Origin of the sequence: Haliea sp. E17 (genome assembly GCF_048323675.1) — a bacterium.
Lineage (GTDB): Bacteria > Pseudomonadota > Gammaproteobacteria > Pseudomonadales > Halieaceae > Mangrovimicrobium.
Genome location: NZ_JBLWFK010000002.1, coordinates 326,889 through 345,848, shown reverse-complemented (window position 1 = coordinate 345,848; position 18,960 = coordinate 326,889). Strand labels below are relative to the sequence as shown.

Genomic DNA, 18,960 nt, shown 5'->3' with positions numbered 1-18,960 from the left:
CTATGCAATTCCTTGACTGGACAGTGCTCGGCGCCTATCTCGCCGGTATGCTGGCGCTGGCCTTTTACCTGGGCCAGCGCCAGACCTCACGCGAAGACTATTACCTCGGCGGCCACCGCCTCCCCGGCTGGGCGCTGGCGGGTTCGATCATCGCCACCCAGTGCTCCACCAACTCCCTGCTCGGCGCGCCAGCGTTCGTCGGTTTCTCGGCAGGCGGTGGCCTGCTCTGGTTGCAGTACGAACTGGCGGTGCCGCTGGCCATGTTGCTGCTGTGCGCACTGTTCCTGCCCATTTATCGCAGCCGCTCCATTTCCATCTACGCCTACCTGGAAAAGCGCCTCGGGCTGCAGGCCCGCCTGCTGGCCAGCGCCTGCTTCCTGTTTTTTCGCGGTGTCGCGACCGGGGTCACCGTATACGGTGTCGCCGCGGTCATCGGCCTGATTACCGGAATTCCCTTCACTGCGGCGGTCCTGCTCCTGATGGGGATTACCATCACCTACGACGTGCTGGGCGGTATGCGCGCGGTGGTGATCTCCGATGTCCTGCAGATGGCACTGCTGCTGGCGGCGGTGTTCCTGGCCCTGTTCTGGCTGGCGGAGCCACTGTCCCTGCACTGGCACAGCCTGGCCGACCGCACCCGCCCCCTGTTGGACGACTGGGGTCTCAGCTCCGGCAACAACTACGGTTTCTGGCCGATGCTGCTGGGCGGACTGTTCCTGTACACCGCCTATTACGGTTGCGACCAGAGCCAGGCCCAGCGCCTGCAGAGCGCCCGCGACGAGTCCCAGCTCTACCGGATTCTCGTCCTCAACGGGGTCCTGCGCTTTCCGCTGGTACTGGCCTACTGCCTGGTCGGACTCGGGCTGGCGGCCTACGCCGTGGAGCACCCCGGTTTTGTCGCCGCGCTGCCGCACACCGCTGCCGGCAGCCCCAACCTGAACCTGGTGTTCCCGGCTTTCGTCGCCGCCAACTTCCCCGCGGGCCTCGCCGGTCTCGCCATTGTCGGCCTGTTCGCAGCCGCCATGTCCTCTATCGACTCCGCGCTCAACAGCCTGTCCGCCGGCACCGTGGAGGATTTCATCGCCCGCTTCCGCCCACTGCCGGAGAAGCGCCTGTTCCTGCTGTCCAAGCTCGCCACCCTCGGCTGGGGCCTGTTCGCGGTGGCCTTTTCCTTCCAGGTAGAGCGCATCGCCCCCACCGTGCTGGAGGCGATCAACAAGGTCGGCTCGATGGCCAACGGTCCCCTGCTGATGCTGTTCACCCTGGCGATCCTGTGGCCGGCCCTCGGCCAGCGCGCCGCCATCGCGGGCTTTCTCGGCGGACTCGCCTGCAACCTGCTGATCTGGGCACAGCTTCCCCAGGTTTCATGGCTGTGGTGGAACGTCAGCGGCTTCCTCGCCGGGTGGCTCTGCGCCGTGGCAGTGGGACTGGGCAGGCTGATCCTGCCCAGCGCCGGCTTCCCGCTGTGGGTACCCCGGCGACAGGGCTTGCAATTGGCGGCGATGACGGTTTTGATATTGCTGGTCTGTACCTTGCTCCAGTTCGCCTGATGTCCGCTTTCACACCGCCTGCGCTGTTGCGCAATCCCCATGCCCAGACCCTGCTGGCCAGCACCGCACCGCGCAAACTGCCGCTGCTGTGGCGTACCCGCGGCTTTCGCGCCGCCGCCGGGGATGTCGTTCTCGATTGCAGCGGTGATGTCCGCCTGCACGGCTTCTTCAACCCGCGGGGCGGCGAAAAGCTGGCCATCCTGCTGCACGGCTGGGAAGGCAGCGGCAACTCGCCCTACCTCCTGTCAAACGCACAGACCCTGTATAACGCCGGGTTCTCCGTGTTTCGCCTGCACCTGCGCGATCACGGCCCCAGCCACGCGCTGAACCGCGAGCTGTACCACTCGGCGCGCCTGCAGGAAGTGGTCGATGCAGTCGCGGAAATCCAGCGCCGCTTCCCCCACGAACGCACCTTCCTGGCCGGCCATTCCCTCGGCGGCAACTTTGCGCTGAGGGTCGCCGCCCGGGCTCCCGCGGCCGGTATCTCCCTGGAGCGGGTCGTGACGATCTGTCCGGTGCTGGAACCCGCCCATACCATGCAGCGCCTGATGGAAGGCAGTTTCATCTATCACCAGTACTTCCTGCGCCGCTGGAAAAAGTCCCTGAGCCTCAAACTGCAGCACTTCCCCGACCTGGGCTACGGCAGCGACCTGCTCAAACTGCACAGCCTGGAGGCAATGAACAACTACTTCGTGCCGCGTTTTACCGAGTTTGCCGCAGTCGACCGCTATTTCGACGCCTACGCGGTAACCGGTGACACCCTGGCCGGTCTCGCCGTACCCACCCATATCATCCTCAGCCTGGACGACCCGATGATCCCCGCTGTCGACCTGCCCAAGCTGGCCCAGTCGCCCTGCCTGACGCTGGAGACGCCGCAACACGGCGGACATTGCGGGTTTATCCAGAACTGGCGCTTTACCGGCTGGATCGACCAGCGCCTGCGGGAGTTGATGGCCTGAGCCAGGCCTCAGCTGTCCACCGCCGTACACCAGCCCTGCACCAGGCCCACCAGTTGGGCGCGGCGCTGCTCCAGCTTCCGCCCGCGGCGCAGGTCCTCGAAGATCACCGCGAGCTGGCGCCTGCCCGCCTCGTCCAGCCAGTCCAGCGCCGGCTCGGCGAGCTTAAGGGTGCCGCGCACGGCGTGGGTTCGCTGGCTCACCATGCGGTGATGCTGTAGCGCGCGGCCCAGCAGCACGAAGGGGAAATTGAGGTTGCGCGAGGGGCCGTAGACCAGCTTGTGTCCCCCCGTGGGGACGCCACTGAGTTTCCAGCGGGCGATATCGTCGCCGCGTTTCAGCACGCCCCGGGCCGAGGCGACAGCGCCGCCGATACCGCCCAACAGGGTTCCCAGCCCGTGGGACAAGCCGGCGGTCATGCCGTCCACCACCGCCCCCGCGCCGCCTCCGGCAATGCCCCCGGCGGCCCCCGCCGCCAGCAACAGCTGCCGCTGGGACAGGCCCCACAGGTACCAGTTTTCCTGGGCGAACAGCTCCTCCTCGTCGAATGCCATGCCGGTCTCCGCGGTTTTCAGGTCGCGATAGTAGAACAGCTCCTCGACCCGCGACCGGCATTCCCGTTCGCGGCGGATCAGGTGGCGCTGGTAGCGATTGAACAGCAGGGTCCTTACTGGCGCCTCCGGAGCGCCGTCCGGCAGCGCCTGGCTGACGCTGTAGGTGATGCCGTCGATGATCAGCTCGCAGATGGCCTCCGCGGCCTCGAGGTGCTGGCGCTGGCGATCCGCCTCGAGCACCTCGACGGCGCGCTGCAGGGGCTGCTGCCACTCGGGGTCGAGGTGTCCGAACAGTGTCAGCAGCTCCAGCTGCTTGCGGTGCTCCGCGCGGTGGGCGTCGAACACCCGGACCGTCTGGAAGTACTGGCCGAGCCCCGCAGTCCACTGCTCGACAAAATCGCTGTTCTCGATGGGATTGACCAGGGCCAGGCTGGGTCGCCCGGTCCAGCGCAGGATTTCCATTTCCGCCTCGTAATCGGCGCCGAAGGGCACCGATCCGTCGACTACATAGATGATTCCGGCGCCCTCGACCAGCGGCCCGAGAGCCTGCACCTCGTCGCTGTACTGCGGGTCCTTTGCGTGCTGCTGCAGGAAATCGCGCACTGTCGCGGGCCGCTCCGAGGCGTCGCCGCAGTGTTCGCGCAACCACGCCAGCACCTGGCGCGCACGCTGGATTCCGGGCGTGTCGACCAGTTCATAGAGGGTCTCCCCGTCCACCCGCATGGGAAAGCGGCGGACCTCGCGGGTCGAACCGGCGGCCGCCGCAATGTGCACCGAGTCGTCCCGCGCCAGTGTCGCGACCACTGATGACTTGCCCTTGTTGGGCCGCCCGACCACGGCGAAGGCCGGGATGGACTCTCGCCGGGTCACGCCGCGACCTCGTCGAGTTGCTCCGCAGTATTCCGGGAGAATGGCAGGCTACTGGAAAAACGCTGCCAGTCGGCAAGCTGCGCCGCGCTGAGCGTTCGACCGGGCAGGTTGACCAGCAACAGGGTGCAATCGTCGATGCCGGTCACTTCGCGCAGCACATCGGCGAGGTCGGCCATCGGCGGCTCCCAGCCGCGCACGGCCACCAGCAGTTTTTGTGCGCCGGAGCCGTTCACCGCGCTGACTGCCGCGACATCCTCCGCCGGCGAGCCCAGACCGGCCACCTGGGCGCCCGCGAGGGGAAGGTCCGCCAGCACTTCAGGTCCCGCGTTTTCCAGCGCCCCCGCCCAGTCGATCACAACTGCATTGTCGAAATGCGGCGGCGGATGCGCGCCGTGAACCGGGGCCTCGGCACGCGTCTCCACGACTGGCGCCCGCATCCGCGCCAGCACCGAGGAGGCGCCGGGCCAGGCGAGCAGGCTGGCGCGCAACTGGCGGCGAAATCCCCACAGGCAGACGAGCCAGAGCAGCACCCGCGGCAGCAGGGTATAGAACAGCAGGCAGGCAAACAGGAAGGGCCACCAGCCGCGCCGGCTGGCCGCAGCCATCGCGCCGAGGTCGGCCTGAGCGGGGTGAAAACGGGTGTCGGCGATCAGCTGTGGTGACACCACGGCCTCGGGGAATACCTGCGCCCAGGGGGTTGCGAGCGCCCGGGTCAGCCCGGCGACCGCCTGGTCACTGATACTGAACGTCGAACCCCAGACAAAACTGAAGTCGGTCACCGCCAGCAACAGCAGCAAAGCCGCAACCGCCCCGGCGGCAAACAGCGCGCCCAACTCCTGCCCGTAACGCAGCGCCAGCAGGCGGGTCACACTGCCCGCTTCACGCAGTATCCGCCCTTGCGGCAGGGCCTTGCGCGATAGCAGCCGTGCCGGGTTGAACGGCAGCCCCTGCAGGGGTCGACCGCGCAGGGTGGTGAATGTCATCCACACCGCCACCAGGCAGAGCAGGAATTGCAGCAGCACGAACACCAGGAGAAACAGGGGTACGTTGACCAGGGCCCGTTCGCTGGCCAGCAGGAATCCGGCCATGCCACTGGCGCCGAGGGCCAGCGCCAGCAGGCGGAACAGCAGCGCCCACTGCTTTTCCCGCAGGTGGAGCGCCGGTGGCTCCGGTGCCGTGCGGTCGTCGACATTGTCCAGCCAGAACAGCAACGCGTCGAGAGGCTTGCGCTGCTGGCACTGCTGGCCGATCGCATGGTCACGCTGGCGCAGTACTGCGGGACTCAGCGACCGGTCCGCCTCCAGGCGGCGGCTGATGTGAAGCAGGTCATCCAGTGTCGGAGGACGCGCACTCGCGGACATTCGTCTCACTCGTTTCCAGGTTGGCCACAATAGTGTCGCCTGTCGCGACAAACTGCAATCAACCCGTCGAACATCGGCGAAATCCCCTGCGCAACAGGACCGACCCGGTTCCAACGCGCCGCTTATCACTGCTAAAGTAGTCGACCGACCAATTCCAATAACCGGGCCGTCGCCATCCGCATGAGCACCTTTCCTTCCCGCCTGTCCCGCCTGCTTTTCTCATCAGCCCTGTTGTTTGCCCTGTTCGGCTTGCCTGCAGCCGGCAGCGCCGACGACGGCGTTCCGGTCGCTGTCGACAGCGTCAGGCAACAGGCCATATTCCGCGAAGTACGGGTAACCGGCAGTGTCACCTCGCCCCATGTTGCGCAGCTGTCCCCGGCGACCAGTGGCCTGGTGATGCGCCTGCTGGTCGACGAAGGCAGCCAGGTGGAAGCCGGCGACCTGCTGCTGGAACTGGACAGCGAACCCGCCGAGTACCTGTGGCGCGCCGCGGAAGCCCAGCGCAAGCAGGTTGCCAGCGAACTGGCCGATGCCGAGCGGCGCCTGCGCGAAGCCCAGCGCCTCGCGCCGCAACAGAGTATCGCCGAGACCGCGGTACGCTCGCTGGAAGCCGAAGTCGCCCAGGACCAGGCCGCACTCGACCGGGCCAGCGCGGACGCGGGCTACCAGCACGCCCTGCTCGAACGCCACAGCCTGCGAGCCCCCTTCGCAGGTGTCATCAGCAGCAAGCTCACCGACCCCGGGGAATGGATCAACCAGGGTCAGGGAGTGCTGGAACTGGTAGCCACCGAAGGCCTGCGCCTGGACTTCGCGGTTGCCGGCGAGTATCTCGCCGCACTGACACCCGATGCGCCCGTGGAGTTCAGCCTGCAGGCGCACCCCGGCGAGCGCTTTGCCGGCAAGGTACAGACCATTGTCCCGGTGACCGACCCCGGAGCCCGCACGTTCCTCCTGCGCGTGGCGCCCGGCGCTACCGATGCCCTGCTGATACCCGGGATGGCCGCGTACGCCAGCCTGCGAATTCCCGAGCGCGAGGACGGCCTGACCGTCCCCCGCGACGCCACCCTGAACTACCCCGATGGCCGGGTCCTGGTGTGGACCGTGGAAACCGGCAGCGACGGACAGGTGGCGCGCGAAAATGTGGTCCAGACCGGCGCCAGTTTCGATGGCCGCGTCGAGATTCTCGGCGGCCTGCAGGCCGGGGCGCAGGTTGTCGTGCAGGGCAACGAGGCGCTGGCCGACGGCCAGCGGGTACGCGTGGTAGGCGGGAGGTAGGCGGCGTGTTCGAAGCCATTGTCCAGCGCGGCATCCTGACCACAGTCGTTACGCTGATCATTTGCGTGCTCGGCATCGTCGCCGCCACCCGGATTCCGGTACAGATGATTCCCGACCTCGATGTCCGGGTGATCAGCGTGCGCACCAACTGGCCCGGCGCCACCCCACAGGATGTCGAAAAGGAAATCCTGATCGAGCAGGAGGAATACCTGCGCAACCTGCCCAACCTGTCGCGCATCCTCGCCACCGCACGCAGCGGCAGTGCAGAAATCGAACTGGAATTTCCCTTTGGCACCGACATCACCGACATGATGATCCGGGTAAACAACGCGCTCTCCCAGGTGCCCTCCTATCCGGAGAGCGCGGACGAGCCGCGGATCTACGCCAATTCGTTTTCCGCCAACTCCTTCATGTTCTTCAGTATCTCGCCGCTGCCGGGAAATCCGCGGCAGCTGGACATCAACCTGCAGCTGGACTTTGTCGAGGACAACGTCAAGCCGGTGCTCTCGCAGGTGCGCGGTGTCTCCGAGGTGAGTGTCTTCGGCGGTGCGGAACGCCAGATCCAGGTCCTCATCGACCCGGCCCGGCTCGCCCAGCGCCAGCTCAGCCTCAACGACGTGCGCAACGCCATTCGCAGCCGCAACCGCGACCGCTCGGGCGGCGAGCTGGAATCCGGCAAACGCCAGTACCTGTTGCGCACCATCGGCCGCTTCGAGGACCTCGACGACATGCGCCAGCTGATCCTCGCCCGCCGCGGCGACGCGATCATCCGTCTCGCGGACGTCGCCGAGGTGCGCCTGGACCATTTCGAGCAGCGCAGCCTGACCTCCTTCAACGGTTCGGAAAACCTGTTCATGGCGATCCGTCGCGAGGCCGGGTCCAACGTCATCGACATCAAGCGCGAGGTCCTCGCCCTGATCGAGCCACTCAACCGCGACGTCCTCAACCCGGCGGGACTCGGGGTGGAAATCATTACTGACGATGTGCGCTACGTGCAGGAGTCGATCAGCAACGTCTGGAAAAACCTCATCCTCGGCAGCCTGCTGGCCCTCGGGGTCATGTACCTGTTCCTGCGCTCGGCGCGGGCTACGGCGGTCGGCGTGATGGGCATCCCGATCTGCATCATCGTCGCTTTCCTCGGACTGCTGGTCAGCGGCAGGACCATCAACGTGATCTCACTGGCCGGGATCGCCTTCGCCATCGGCATGACCCTCGACAACAGTATCGTGGTACTGGAGAGCATCGAACTGGAGCGCCGGCGCGGGGCATCGCGGCGCGCCTCGGCCATTCTCGGCGTGCAGAGAGTCTGGCCCGCGGTGCTGGCATCGACCATGACCACGGTACTGGTGTTCCTGCCGGTGGCCTTCGTCAAGGAGGAAGCGGGCCAGCTCTACTCGGACATCGCCATCGCGATCTCCGCCGCGATCCTCGCCTCCATGCTGGTGGCGATCACGGTGCTGCCGACGGCCACCGCGCGCCTGCGTCTCGATGCCGGGAGCGCGGATGGCAACCCGGCCGGCGACAAGCTCAGCGCGCGCCACTGGGGCGAACGCATGCGCAACGCCACGCTGGGCAGCGTCAACTGGATTCTCGCCACCCGCCGGCGCCAGTTCGGCTGTATCGCGGTCACCGTGCTGATCAGCGCGGCTATCATCGAATTCCTGACGCCGCCTGCGGAATACCTGCCCGAGGGCGAGGAGCCCAAGGTCTTTGCCGCCATGAGCGCGCCGCCGGGCTACAACCTGTCGACGATGAGGGCGATCTCGCAGGAAATCCAGGACTGGCTGCTGCAGTATGTGGGCACGGACCCGGAGGCCTTCCACAGCGGCGCATCGCCGGTGCCCTCGGTAAGCTACATGAACATGCGGGTGAACCCGGATTCCATGCGGATAATCGCCGAGGCGACCGACCCGGCGGATATCGAATACCTGATGAACGCGCTCAGCGCCAAGTACCGCGAATATCCCGGCATGCGCGCTTTCGCCACCCGCGGCTCGATCATCACCAGCAACGACGGCGGCACCCGCAGTATCAATCTCGACATCTCCGGCCCCGACCTCGGCAGTATCTACAAGGTGGCCGAGGCAGCCTACCTGCGCGCGGAGGAAGTCTTCGACAACCCGCGCATCCAGTCGCAACCCTCCTCGCTGACCCTCGCCCAGCCGATGCTGGAAATCCGGCCGGACTGGCAGCGCGCTGCGGAGATCGGCCTCTCCGGCGACGAGCTCGGCTTCACCGTGGCGGCGCTCACCGACGGCAGCTACGTCGACGAGTTTTTCCTCGCCGATGACAAGATCGACATCTACCTGTACAGCGCATCGGGACAGGGGGCCTCACCGGACAGCCTCGCGCAGCTGCCTATCTACACGCCGAGCGGCAGCGTGTTGCCGCTCGGCTCGATCAGCACTATCAGCGAGACCATGGACAGCACCAGCGTGCGCCGGGTGAACGGCAACCGCACGGTGACCCTGAACATCATCCCGCCGCGCAGCGTCGCCCTGGAGAGCGGCGTGGAAACCGTGCGTACCGAAGTCGTCGAATACCTGCGCCAGCGCGGCCAGGTCCCCGCGGGCGTGGCGCTGTCCATTTCCGGCGCCGCGGACCAGCTGGATGCCACCCGCCATGCGCTGCTCAGCAACTACGCCGTGGCCCTGTTGATCATCTACCTCCTGCTGGTGGCGATCTTCGGCCACTGGGGCTATCCCCTGCTGATCATGACCTCGATACCCCTGGGCATTGCCGGGGGCATCATCGGCCTCAGCGTGCTCAACGGCGTCGGCAGCCTGCTGCCGCTGGTTGGCGCCAACGCGGTGGTCCAGCCCTTCGACATGATTTCCATGCTGGGTTTCCTGATCCTGATGGGTACGGTGGTCAACAACCCGATCCTGATCGTTCACCGGGCGGTAGGCAATTTCAACGAGGAAAACATGCACGCGGTGGCAGCGGTCGCAGAAGCGGTGGAGGCGCGCTTGCGCCCCATCGCGATGTCCACGATAACCACGATTTTCGGCCTGGCGCCGCTGGTGCTGATTCCCGGCGCGGGCACCGAGCTCTACCGCGGCGTCGGCGCCATCGTGATGTTCGGCATTATCGGGGCCACGGTCGTCACCCTGACCATGCTGCCTGCGCTGACCGCGCTGGTACTCAGCGCGGTGGAAAAACGGTCGGCCGCCAGTGGGGCGGCCGGGAGCTGAAATCAGCCTTGCGGGTCCGCCTGCGGCGCCTTTTGCGGGGCCGGCATCCGCACCAGCGGGTAGAACAGCTGTTCCAGCCAGTGGGGATCGCGGATTGGCAGCCCGTAGTTGGCGGGACGCCCGTCGGGGATATGCAGGGTGCCGAACATCCAGTCGTACACGGAGACGACAGTACCGAAGTTGCGGTAGTTCTTTCCGTCCCGCCCAAAGCCGTGGTGGGTGTGGTGGATACCGGGAGACACCAACACGTGCTCAAGGGCCCGGAACAGCGGTCCCGCATAGCGGTGACTGCGGACAGTGTCGTCCCAGCGGAAGTGGGAATGGGTTACCGTGTTCCAGATCTGCAGCGCCACGATGTAACCGAGCACACCCTCATAAAGCCCGAGGTAAAGTGCCAGGCCACTGATCCAGGCCGAGGGAATGATCAGGAACCAGCTGAGGTTGAGCCGGAAATTGAGCAGTACATTCATGTGCCGCGCCGCGTGATGGGTCCGGTGGATTTTCCACAGTATCGGGTGTTGCAGCGGCTGGTGGGCCCAGCGGTGCACCCAGTAGAAGAAAAACTCGCCGACCAGCAATACCAGCGGCACCTGTACCCAGACCGACATGCCGGACAGGATTCCCCGCAACTGGCCCGGTAATACCAGTCCGTAGAGCAGCGCAATCAGGCCCGCGGCCAGCGGGCCCATAACACCCCGACCCAAGACAACACTACCCAGCATCACGATGAAATCACCCTTGGCGTAAACACCGCGGTGCCGGCCGGTAATCACTTCCAGCAGAAGAATCACTGCGGTTGCGACCCCGACCCAGATGAACGTCTGCAGCATGAAACCTTGCATGTCAGGCATGGGAGCAGATACCTCAAATTGAATTCAGAGCGCAGTGTGCATGGAATCGATTCATAGTTAAAATGCATATTTATATTCTATTGGATGCTTTTTAATTATGGATATTGAGCTGAAGCGCCTGGAACAGGTCCTCGTGGTAGCGCGCACCGGCAGTTTTTCCCGGGCTGCAGAAGAACTCCACATCACCCAGCCCGCGCTCAGCCGCAGTATCGGTGTGCTGGAAGAGCGCTATGGCCTGCGCATCTTTGAACGCGGCCGCGGCGGGGCGGTACTCACAGCCGTCGGCCGGCAGGTGGCCCGGGAGGCAGAATCCGTGCTGCGCAGTGCCCGCGCGGCCGACCACAACCTGCGACTGTTCAGTGCCGGTGAATCCGGGCGTATCGCGGTCGGTATGGGTCCGCTCATCGCCAGCCTTGCCCTGCCGATAGTTGGCCTGCGCTGCCTGCGGGAACGACCGAAACTCGCCGTCCAGGTGGTCACACGCCCTCCCACCCTGCTCTACCGGGAATTGATGGAAGACGGGATCGAATTGCTGTTTTGCTCTGCGCGGCAACTCGACGGTTTCCCCGATATCGAGGAAACCGCTCTCGGGGAGATTGCGATATCCACGATAGTACGGGCCGGTCACCCTCTGGCTGCAACCGGCAGGGCGACGCCCGAAGAAATTGCGGGTTACCCGCTACTGACCGGTGCCGAGGTGCAGTCGGCACTGCCGCTGCGCGACAGCGGCAGTTTTATCTGTGACAACTACGAGGTGCTGCGCCAGATGACCCTGGCAAGCGATGGCATCTGGATATCCTCAAACCGATTGGTCGAAAAAGAATTGGCGCAGGGGAACCTGGTGCCCTTGCAAAGGATCGACAGTACGCTGCCCGAGCGGGTCCCGGTCTACATGGTCAGCCGCACGGGTGAGCAACTCTCCCCCGCCGCTGCCGCCCTCCGCGACTATGTCCAGGGCTACCTGAGCGCTGGCTGATGCTGGCGGCTGCTCAGCGCGCGTCGAGTTCACGGTGGCGGTAGTGGCAACCGAGGTCACGAAATTCCGCCTGGGCCCTGCGCAGCTGCCGCTTCCAGCCGTCCATCTGCGGGCCGCTGCCGCCATCCCGGCGCAGGGCTTGGTACTGTTCCATCTGCTGTTGCAGTTTGCGGCACTGGCGCAGGGTCTCGTCCTCCCCGGCCAGGCTGGCGCTCGCGGGAAGGCCGGCCAGCAGCCAGCACAACCCCGCTTTTTTGATGACTGAAATAGCGTTTCGCATCTTCACACCTCCCTGTGTGACTTCAGGCAAAACCGGGTAGCCTGGCTGATGCTAGGACTGATAGGGGCCGCGCAACAAGCGTCCCGATCAGCCAGATGCAATCATTCCGCTGCGCTTACAGCAGTTTTTCGATCGCATCCACGAGTTCCGCGTCGTCCGGCGTGGTACGGCTGCCGAAATGTGCCACCACCTTGCCATCGCGGTCGACGAGGTACTTGTTGAAGTTCCAGCCGGGCGCTTCAGTCTGCTCGGCCAGTTCGTGGAACACCGGGTTGGCATCATCGCCCTTTACTGCAGTGGGGGCCAGCATGGTGAAGGTCACGCCGTAATTGACAAAACAGATGTCGGCGGCCTCCGCTTCGGTGTCGGCTTCCTGTCGGAAGTCGTCGCTGGCGAAGCCCACCACCACCAGCCCCTGCCCGGCGTATTTTTCGTGCAGGGCCTCCAGCCCCTTGAACTGGGAAGTGAAACCGCAGTGGCTGGCGGTGTTGATGATCAGCATCGGTTTGCCGTCCTGCACGGCACACAGGTTGACCGACTCCTGGGAGTGCAGTTTCCGCATGGTCTGGTCCAGGTATTCCGGGCAGCTGGCCCAGGCGAGGGAAGGCAGCACCAGGCTGGCAAGTAAAGTTTTCTTCAACATCGTATCTACTCCTGCGACAAACCGCGAAAATTGTTGATGGATTATACGGCGCCAGGGGCCGCGTTGGATCAGGACTCCAGCGCCTGCTGGTAGCGCTGGTAGGCCGCCTCGGGCCAGAATTCACTGCGCCGGTAGAATTCATCCATCACCGGCACACTGTCGTCGAGCTTCACCCAGGGTTGGCGCGTGGTAGTGAATATGTGGATGTCCGGCGGACACAACGCGGGATTTTCCAGCGTAGCCACACGCACAAAGGCTATCTGTTCGCGCCCGCCGAAGTGACTCCACAGGGGCACTTCGCAGCGCGGGCAGCTGTACACCTGCTGGCCGATTCCGCTCGCCGAGGGGCGCTCCGAGCGCGCCGGCGTGCCCGAGGTCAGCTCCACACTGGCGGTTTCTACCATCGCGTTGAGGACAAAGGCCGAGCCTGTTTCGCGCTGGCACCAGGTGCAATGGCAGCAGTGGACGAACAGCGGCTCGCGCAACAGGCGATACTGGATATCGCCACAATTGCAGCGCCCGGTCGCCGGGTAACTGGTTGTATCGCTCATGGATCTACCTCCTGAAATGTTCCGGGACACTCGGCAGGCCGAGTTCACCGCGCTCAAACGCCGCGATTCGATCGCGGATAAACTGGTCCGGGGATTCAGCCCGTGCGCGCATTTCGGCGATCACCGATTCGTGCGTCGGGATGAAAATGCGGCCCGCCTGCATGCCGTCCGCCAGTGTCGCCGCTGCCTGTTCCGCGGTGATCAGTTCAAACTGCGAGCCGGGGCCGCTCATCACGGCGTTTTCCGACCAGCTCTTCATTCCCTGCATCACCCCGGTCATTACCGGTCCGGGACAAAAGCAGGAGACCCGGATGCCCCGGGGCAGCAGGTACAGCGCCAGGGACTCGCTGAGGGCAACCAACGCGGCCTTGGACGCGACGTAGGGCATGCGGTTGGTCGCGTAGGGGTAGAGCCCGGCAAAGGATGCCGTATTGACGATATAGCCGCTGCCGCGCGCCAGCATGGCGGGCAGAAAGACCTCGTTGCTGTGTATGACCGAGAACAGGTTGAGATCGAGAATCCGCCGCCACTCGGCAAGGGGTATGTCCTCGGGGTGACCCGAGATGATCGCCCCGACATTATTGACCACGAGATCGACCTCGCCGAGCCACTCCCGGGCCGCGCCGGCGGCATCGTGCACCGACTCGATACTGGTTACATCACAGGACATCGCCTGGGCGCTGCCGCCGGTCGCGGAAATCGCCTCGGCGCAGGCGTGTGCGGCCTCCAGGTCGATGTCCGCAACCACCAGCCGCGCACCGCGGCGGGCAAACTCCGTGGCCACGGCGCGACCGATGCCCTTGCCGCCACCGAAGACCAGCGCGCCCTGCCCTGCAAATTCGTAAGCTTCGCTTCCCACCCTGTCCTGCACCTGTCGTTATTTCGCGCCGCGACACCCGGGCGCGTGCTCCGCGGGCCGGGCGACCCGCCGCCGCTGAGCATACCGCAGGCCGGCACAACCTGATAAGCCCCAGCGAAAAAGTCGCGCTTTCCCGGGCAGTTACACAGACTGGACTATACTCAGGAACAAGATGCAAGACACCGTGAAAACATTGTTGTTACGCCTGCTCCTGCCCCTGCTTGCATGCCTCCTGTGCGCCTCTGCCCGGGCGGATGTCTGGCAGATTGAGATCGACGGCCCCATCGGCCCCGCCATTGCCGACTACAGCATCCGCGCGCTCGAAGCCGCGGCGGCTGCCGACGCGGAACTGGTCCTGCTGCGCATCGACACCCCCGGCGGACTGGACTCGGCGATGCGCGAGATGATCCAGTCGATCCTTGCATCGGAAGTACCCGTGGTTGCCTGGGTAGCACCGTCCGGGGCGCGCGCCGCGAGCGCGGGAACCTACCTGATGTACGCGGCGCATGTCGCGGCCATGGCCCCCGGCACCAACCTGGGCGCGGCAACACCGGTGCAGATCGGCTCGCCGGGGTTGCCGGGCGGCGACAAATCCGCCGGCGATGAAGACGCCGCGGCGCCGGCCAGCGCCATGGAAAAGAAAATCGTCAATGACGCAGTCGCCTATATCCGCAGCCTGGCCCAGTTGCGCGGCCGCAACGGCGACTGGGCCGAGACCGCGGTGCGCCAGGGGGCCAGTCTCTCCGCCAGCGACGCCCTGGAAGCGAACGTGATCGACCTGATTGCCGCCTCCCGGGCCGAACTGCTCGCCGCCCTCGACGGTCGCGAGGTCCAGGTCAACGATCACAGCGTCACCCTGGCTACCTCGGGCCTCGCGGTACACCTGCAGGAGATGGACTGGCGCAGCGAGTTCCTGGCGGTCATCACCAATCCCAATGTCGCCTACCTGCTGATGCTCGTCGGCTTTTACGGCCTGGTGCTGGAGTTCTACAACCCCGGCGTCGGTGTGCCCGGGGTCGTCGGCGCGGTCTGCCTCCTGCTGGCACTCTACGCGTTCCAGGTACTGCCGGTGAGCTATGTCGGGCTGGGCCTGATCGGCCTCGGTATCGGCCTGATGATCGCCGAGGCCAGCATGCCGAGTTTCGGGGTGCTGGGGCTCGGCGGCATCGTCGCCTTTGTCATGGGCTCGGTCATGCTCATGGATACGCAACTGCCCGCCTACCAGATTGCGTTGCCCCTGATCCTCGCCGTGGCCGCCTGCAGCGCCGCACTGTTCTGCGTGGCCCTCGGCCTGGTCATCCGCGCGCGGCGCCGCGCGCTGGTCAGCGGGCTCGAACACCTGCTGGGCAGCGTGGTCGAAGTGGAAGTCATGCGCGCGGGGCAACCCTATATCAGGCTGGATGGCGAGTTGTGGCGCGCCGCCAGCGACGAACCCCTGCAGGCAAGGGACAAAGTCAGCGTGGACGCCTTCGACAACCTCGTCGTCTCGGTTCACAAAACTCGCGGAGAATAGACCCATGTTAGATTTCAGCATGTTTGGCGGCGTGGTCCTGGTGTTCGCCATCGCCCTGCTCTTTTCCATGTTTCGCGTACTGCGCGAGTATGAACGCGGCGTGATCTTCATGCTCGGCCGCTTCTACAAGGTGAAAGGCCCGGGGCTGATCATCATCGTCCCGGTGCTGCAGCAAATGGTGCGGGTGGACCTGCGCACCATCGTCATGGACGTGCCGACCCAGGATGTGATCTCCCGGGACAACGTGTCGGTACAGGTGAATGCGGTGCTGTACTTCCGCGTACTCGATCCGGAAAAGGCGATTATCCAGGTGGAAAACTACCTGGAAGCCACCAGCCAGCTGTCCCAGACCACCCTGCGCTCGGTGCTGGGCCAGCACGAACTGGACGACATGCTCGCCGAGCGTGAGCGGCTCAACGCCGATATCCAGGAGATCCTCGACAAGCAGACCGCCGCCTGGGGCATCAAGGTGGCCAACGTCGAACTCAAGCACGTCGACCTGAACGAAACCATGGTCCGGGCCATCGCCAAGCAGGCCGAGGCGGAACGGGAGCGGCGCGCCAAGGTTATCCACGCCATGGGCGAGGCCGAGGCCGCGGAGAAACTCGCCGAGGCGGCACGGGTGCTCTCCCACCAGGAGCAGGCAATCCAGCTGCGCTACCTGCAGACGCTGACCGAGATCGCCGGGGACAAGAGTTCCACCATCGTCTTCCCGATCCCGGTGGATATCCTGGAGCGCTTCACCAAGGCGAACAGCTGACCAAGCGGGGTATATGCCAGCAAGACAGTAGCCAACAGCTGCGCGCCGCGGTATTTTCAGCACAGGGGACTTTTGCGCCGAACCCGCTCTCGCGTTGCGGCGCACATGCCAAAACCGCCCGCCGGGCGGGTACACGCTTCAGCCAATGAGCCGCGACAGGACACTGTCGCTGGCACGGTCATTCCGGGGGGAAAACCGATGATCAGTATGCAGGGTTTGATCGAGCGCGCCGCGCGCCTCAATCCACAGGGCATGGCAACCCGTTGCAGGGGAAGGGAACAGACCTGGGAGTCGCTGCTGCAGCGGGTCGCGAAGCTGGCCGCGGCATTGCGCGCCACGGGTATCGAGGACGGGGAACGCGTGGCGCTCCTCAGCCTCAACAGCGACCGCTACTACGAAAGCGTCTTCGCCACCTGCTGGGCCGGTGGCTGCGTCGTACCCCTGAACACCCGCTGGGTCGAGGCGGAGAACGCCTATGCACTGAACGACAGCGCCCCGCTGGTCCTGCTGTTTGACGACAGCTTCAGCGAGCAGGCCAGGCACCTGCAAGCCCACTGTCCCAGCCTGCGCGCCGCGATCCACATGGATGACGGCGCGACCCCGGACTGGGCCACGGACTACGAAGAGACCATTGCCGCACAGGCCCCGCTGGCACCCTCGCGACGCGGCGGCGAGGCCATGGCCGGGATTTTCTACACCGGCGGTACCACCGGCTTTCCCAAAGGCGTGATGCAGTCCCACCGCGGCCTCTGGGCCAGCGCCATCGGCGCGACCCAGCAATTCGGCATGCAGCCCGAGTCGGTGTACCTGCACGCCGCGCCGATGTTCCATATCGCGGATTTCGCCGGCTCGATGGGCGCCACCCTGCAGGGCGCGGGCCATATCATGCTCCCCAGCTTCAGCGCCGAGGCGGCACTGGGCGCCTTTGCCGGCGATGGTATCACCCACACCCTGATGGTGCCCTCCATGATCAAGATGCTGCTCGCCCACCCTGCCGCGTCCAGCACGGACATCAGCTCGGTACAGAGAATCATCTACGGCGCCTCCCCCATGCCCGCGGCGACCCTGGAACGCTGTATGGATTTGTGGCCCTCGGTGGGCCTGGTACAGGCCTACGGACAGACCGAACTGGCGCCGATTGCCACCCTGCTCTCGGTCGAGGATCACCGGGCTGGCGGCGAGCGACTGCGCTCCGCCGGCCGGCCCAGTGCGGTCTCCGAATTGCGCATCGTCGGCGAGGACGGCAATGACTGCCCCCGCGGGGAATCCGGCGAGGTGGTGGTCCGCGGCCCCCAGGCCATGCTCGGCTACTGGAACAAGCCGGAGCAGACCGCCGAGGCGCTGCAGGATGGCTGGGTGTTTACCGGCGATGCCGGTTTTGTCGACGAGCACGGTTACCTGTTTATCGTCGACCGGGTCAAGGACATGATCGTGTCGGGCGGCGAGAACGTGTACACCACGGAAGTCGAAAACGCCCTGATGACCCACCCAGCGGTACAGGACTGCGCCGTGATCGGCATACCCCACGAGGAATGGGGCGAGGCAGTTCACGCCATCGTGATATTACGTCCGGGCACCGGGGCTGCCGAAGGCGACCTGATCGCCCACTGCCGCAAGCAGATAGCCGGCTACAAGCTGCCCAAGGGGATCACCTTCCGCGAGGAACCCCTGCCGCTGTCGGGGGCCGGCAAGGTGTTGAAAACCGAACTGCGCAAACCCTGGTGGGAGGGACGTGGGCGCAATGTGAATTGAGGTGCCTGCGCTCGCAGTATCAGGACGCCGTATCGCCATTCGGCGGTACCTGTAAAGGCCTTGATTTACAGGCACAAAAAAGCCCGCCATCTGGCGGGCCTTTGTTTATCGCCGGTTTGTTCAGGCAGCGCGGCGCAGGCGACGAGCACCCACCAGGCCACCGATAGCGGAGATGAACAGCCACGCCGCGGCGGGTACCGGGACCGGCGTAATGCCAGTGACCGACAGGCCTCGCAGGGTAAATACCGAACCGCCAGCTATGCCATTGATATAGAGGGTATCACCGGCCAGGACATTGAGGTTCAAGGCGTTGAATGTGGTTGAACTCAACGCCGAGGAGCCGGTATTGAACGTCTTTGAACCACTGCCGCTAACTGCGGTGGCGCTGTAATCAGCAGCATCCCATGCGCCAAATGTAAGGGAGTTCAGTACCACACTCTGGGTAAAGGTAATGGCAAGGGATTCCCCACCGTTGATCCCCGCGTTACAGAACAGGCCGCAGGGGCCGACACCGATTCCATAGGTCGCAGATGGCGCCGCACCATAGTTGTAGTACCCAAGGTTGCTACCATTGGCATCCTGAATCGTGACCCCGATGCCACCGGAGCTGGTGGAGTAGCCGGACGTCGAAACGCCACCCAGTCCACCAAAATTGAAATCCGCACCAATCGCCGACTGGCCTACCAGCAGAGCCACTGCCGCCACCAGCGCTTTCAGATTCTTATTAATCACTCTAGACCACCCTCGATTTTTCAATTTTTGTTTTTCTGGCGTACAGGACCATCAACTGCCGGAACATCCATGTGTCGCCCCACCTTCCATGGCGGGAGTAACGAAACCAGCCGGTTACCACTCTGGACCTTGCACAAAAGCAACCAGGTCCAGGCGACATCACATAAAAAGCAATAGGTGTGCCAAGTGTGTAAAATCAAGTACTTAGTGTGAACCGGTTCAGCAAAATCCCTGAAAATGTAAAGCCCAGTGACACCGGGGTTGGACAAAAATCGAGCAGGCT

Annotated in this window: 16 protein-coding genes; 8 read left to right on the top strand and 8 right to left on the bottom strand. The window is 64.8% G+C overall.

The features are described from left to right. The first annotated feature begins 2 nt into the window (after nt 1-2). Together ACNKU3_RS04690 and ACNKU3_RS04685 are read left to right on the top strand one after the other, a co-directional pair. Nucleotides 3-1,550: a sodium:solute symporter family transporter gene (locus ACNKU3_RS04690; RefSeq protein WP_418258258.1), complete on the top strand. Its 1,548-nt coding sequence runs from the start codon at nt 3-5 to the stop codon at nt 1,548-1,550. Continuing rightward, on the top strand, nt 1,550-2,509 hold the full coding sequence (locus ACNKU3_RS04685) for a YheT family hydrolase (RefSeq protein WP_418258257.1): 960 nt from the start codon (nt 1,550-1,552) through the stop codon (nt 2,507-2,509). The genes ACNKU3_RS04690 and ACNKU3_RS04685 overlap by 1 nt, the downstream gene beginning before the upstream one ends. An 8-nt stretch (nt 2,510-2,517) precedes the next feature. Here ACNKU3_RS04685 and ACNKU3_RS04680 read toward each other — a convergent pair whose 3' ends face one another. Both ACNKU3_RS04680 and ACNKU3_RS04675 read right to left on the bottom strand, forming a co-directional pair. Beyond that, complete coding sequence (locus ACNKU3_RS04680) at nt 2,518-3,930, bottom strand: DUF3482 domain-containing protein (RefSeq protein WP_418258256.1); 1,413 nt, start codon at nt 3,928-3,930, stop codon at nt 2,518-2,520. After that, on the bottom strand, nt 3,927-5,291 hold the full coding sequence (locus ACNKU3_RS04675; protein ID WP_418258255.1) for a DUF2868 domain-containing protein: 1,365 nt from the start codon (nt 5,289-5,291) through the stop codon (nt 3,927-3,929). The genes ACNKU3_RS04680 and ACNKU3_RS04675 overlap by 4 nt, the downstream gene beginning before the upstream one ends. 180 nt (nt 5,292-5,471) lie before the next feature. Here ACNKU3_RS04675 and ACNKU3_RS04670 point away from each other — a divergent pair, with 180 nt between their 5' ends. Then, nucleotides 5,472-6,566, top strand: coding sequence for an efflux RND transporter periplasmic adaptor subunit (locus ACNKU3_RS04670; RefSeq protein WP_418258254.1), 1,095 nt, complete (start codon nt 5,472-5,474; stop codon nt 6,564-6,566). 5 nt (nt 6,567-6,571) lie between these two features. Further along, nucleotides 6,572-9,760: an efflux RND transporter permease subunit gene (locus ACNKU3_RS04665; RefSeq protein WP_418258253.1), complete on the top strand. Its 3,189-nt coding sequence runs from the start codon at nt 6,572-6,574 to the stop codon at nt 9,758-9,760. 2 nt (nt 9,761-9,762) lie between these two features. Here the strand turns inward: ACNKU3_RS04665 and ACNKU3_RS04660 are convergent, their stop codons facing one another. Continuing rightward, nucleotides 9,763-10,611 (bottom strand): sterol desaturase family protein, encoded by an 849-nt coding sequence (locus ACNKU3_RS04660; protein WP_418258252.1) that lies wholly within the window; start codon nt 10,609-10,611, stop codon nt 9,763-9,765. A 97-nt stretch (nt 10,612-10,708) separates the two neighbouring features. Here ACNKU3_RS04660 and ACNKU3_RS04655 point away from each other — a divergent pair, with 97 nt between their 5' ends. Beyond that, complete coding sequence (locus tag ACNKU3_RS04655) at nt 10,709-11,587, top strand: LysR family transcriptional regulator (protein WP_418258251.1); 879 nt, start codon at nt 10,709-10,711, stop codon at nt 11,585-11,587. Between the two features lie 13 nt (nt 11,588-11,600). Here ACNKU3_RS04655 and ACNKU3_RS04650 read toward each other — a convergent pair whose 3' ends face one another. From ACNKU3_RS04650 to ACNKU3_RS04635, 4 genes are all read right to left on the bottom strand, one after another. Then, complete coding sequence (locus ACNKU3_RS04650) at nt 11,601-11,867, bottom strand: hypothetical protein (RefSeq protein WP_418258250.1); 267 nt, start codon at nt 11,865-11,867, stop codon at nt 11,601-11,603. A gap of 115 nt (nt 11,868-11,982) precedes the next feature. Then, the gene (locus ACNKU3_RS04645; RefSeq protein ID WP_418258249.1) at nt 11,983-12,510 is read right to left on the bottom strand and encodes a glutathione peroxidase; all 528 of its coding nucleotides are present in this window, start codon (nt 12,508-12,510) and stop codon (nt 11,983-11,985) included. A 68-nt stretch (nt 12,511-12,578) separates the two neighbouring features. Further along, on the bottom strand, nt 12,579-13,061 hold the full coding sequence (locus ACNKU3_RS04640) for a GFA family protein (protein WP_418258248.1): 483 nt from the start codon (nt 13,059-13,061) through the stop codon (nt 12,579-12,581). 4 nt (nt 13,062-13,065) lie between these two features. Next, nucleotides 13,066-13,920 (bottom strand): SDR family NAD(P)-dependent oxidoreductase, encoded by an 855-nt coding sequence (locus ACNKU3_RS04635; RefSeq protein ID WP_418258247.1) that lies wholly within the window; start codon nt 13,918-13,920, stop codon nt 13,066-13,068. Between the two features lie 172 nt (nt 13,921-14,092). Here ACNKU3_RS04635 and ACNKU3_RS04630 point away from each other — a divergent pair, with 172 nt between their 5' ends. From ACNKU3_RS04630 to ACNKU3_RS04620, 3 genes are all read left to right on the top strand, one after another. After that, nucleotides 14,093-15,433: an NfeD family protein gene (locus ACNKU3_RS04630; protein ID WP_418258246.1), complete on the top strand. Its 1,341-nt coding sequence runs from the start codon at nt 14,093-14,095 to the stop codon at nt 15,431-15,433. Between the two features lie 4 nt (nt 15,434-15,437). Beyond that, complete coding sequence (locus tag ACNKU3_RS04625) at nt 15,438-16,193, top strand: slipin family protein (protein ID WP_418258245.1); 756 nt, start codon at nt 15,438-15,440, stop codon at nt 16,191-16,193. A gap of 198 nt (nt 16,194-16,391) precedes the next feature. Then, nucleotides 16,392-17,945 carry an acyl-CoA synthetase gene (locus ACNKU3_RS04620; protein WP_418258244.1) on the top strand — a complete coding sequence of 518 codons (1,554 nt, stop codon included), beginning with the start codon at nt 16,392-16,394 and terminating at the stop codon, nt 17,943-17,945. Between the two features lie 120 nt (nt 17,946-18,065). Here the strand turns inward: ACNKU3_RS04620 and ACNKU3_RS04615 are convergent, their stop codons facing one another. Beyond that, nucleotides 18,066-18,677: a VPLPA-CTERM sorting domain-containing protein gene (locus ACNKU3_RS04615; RefSeq protein ID WP_418258243.1), complete on the bottom strand. Its 612-nt coding sequence runs from the start codon at nt 18,675-18,677 to the stop codon at nt 18,066-18,068. Nucleotides 18,678-18,960: the final 283 nt, after the last annotated feature.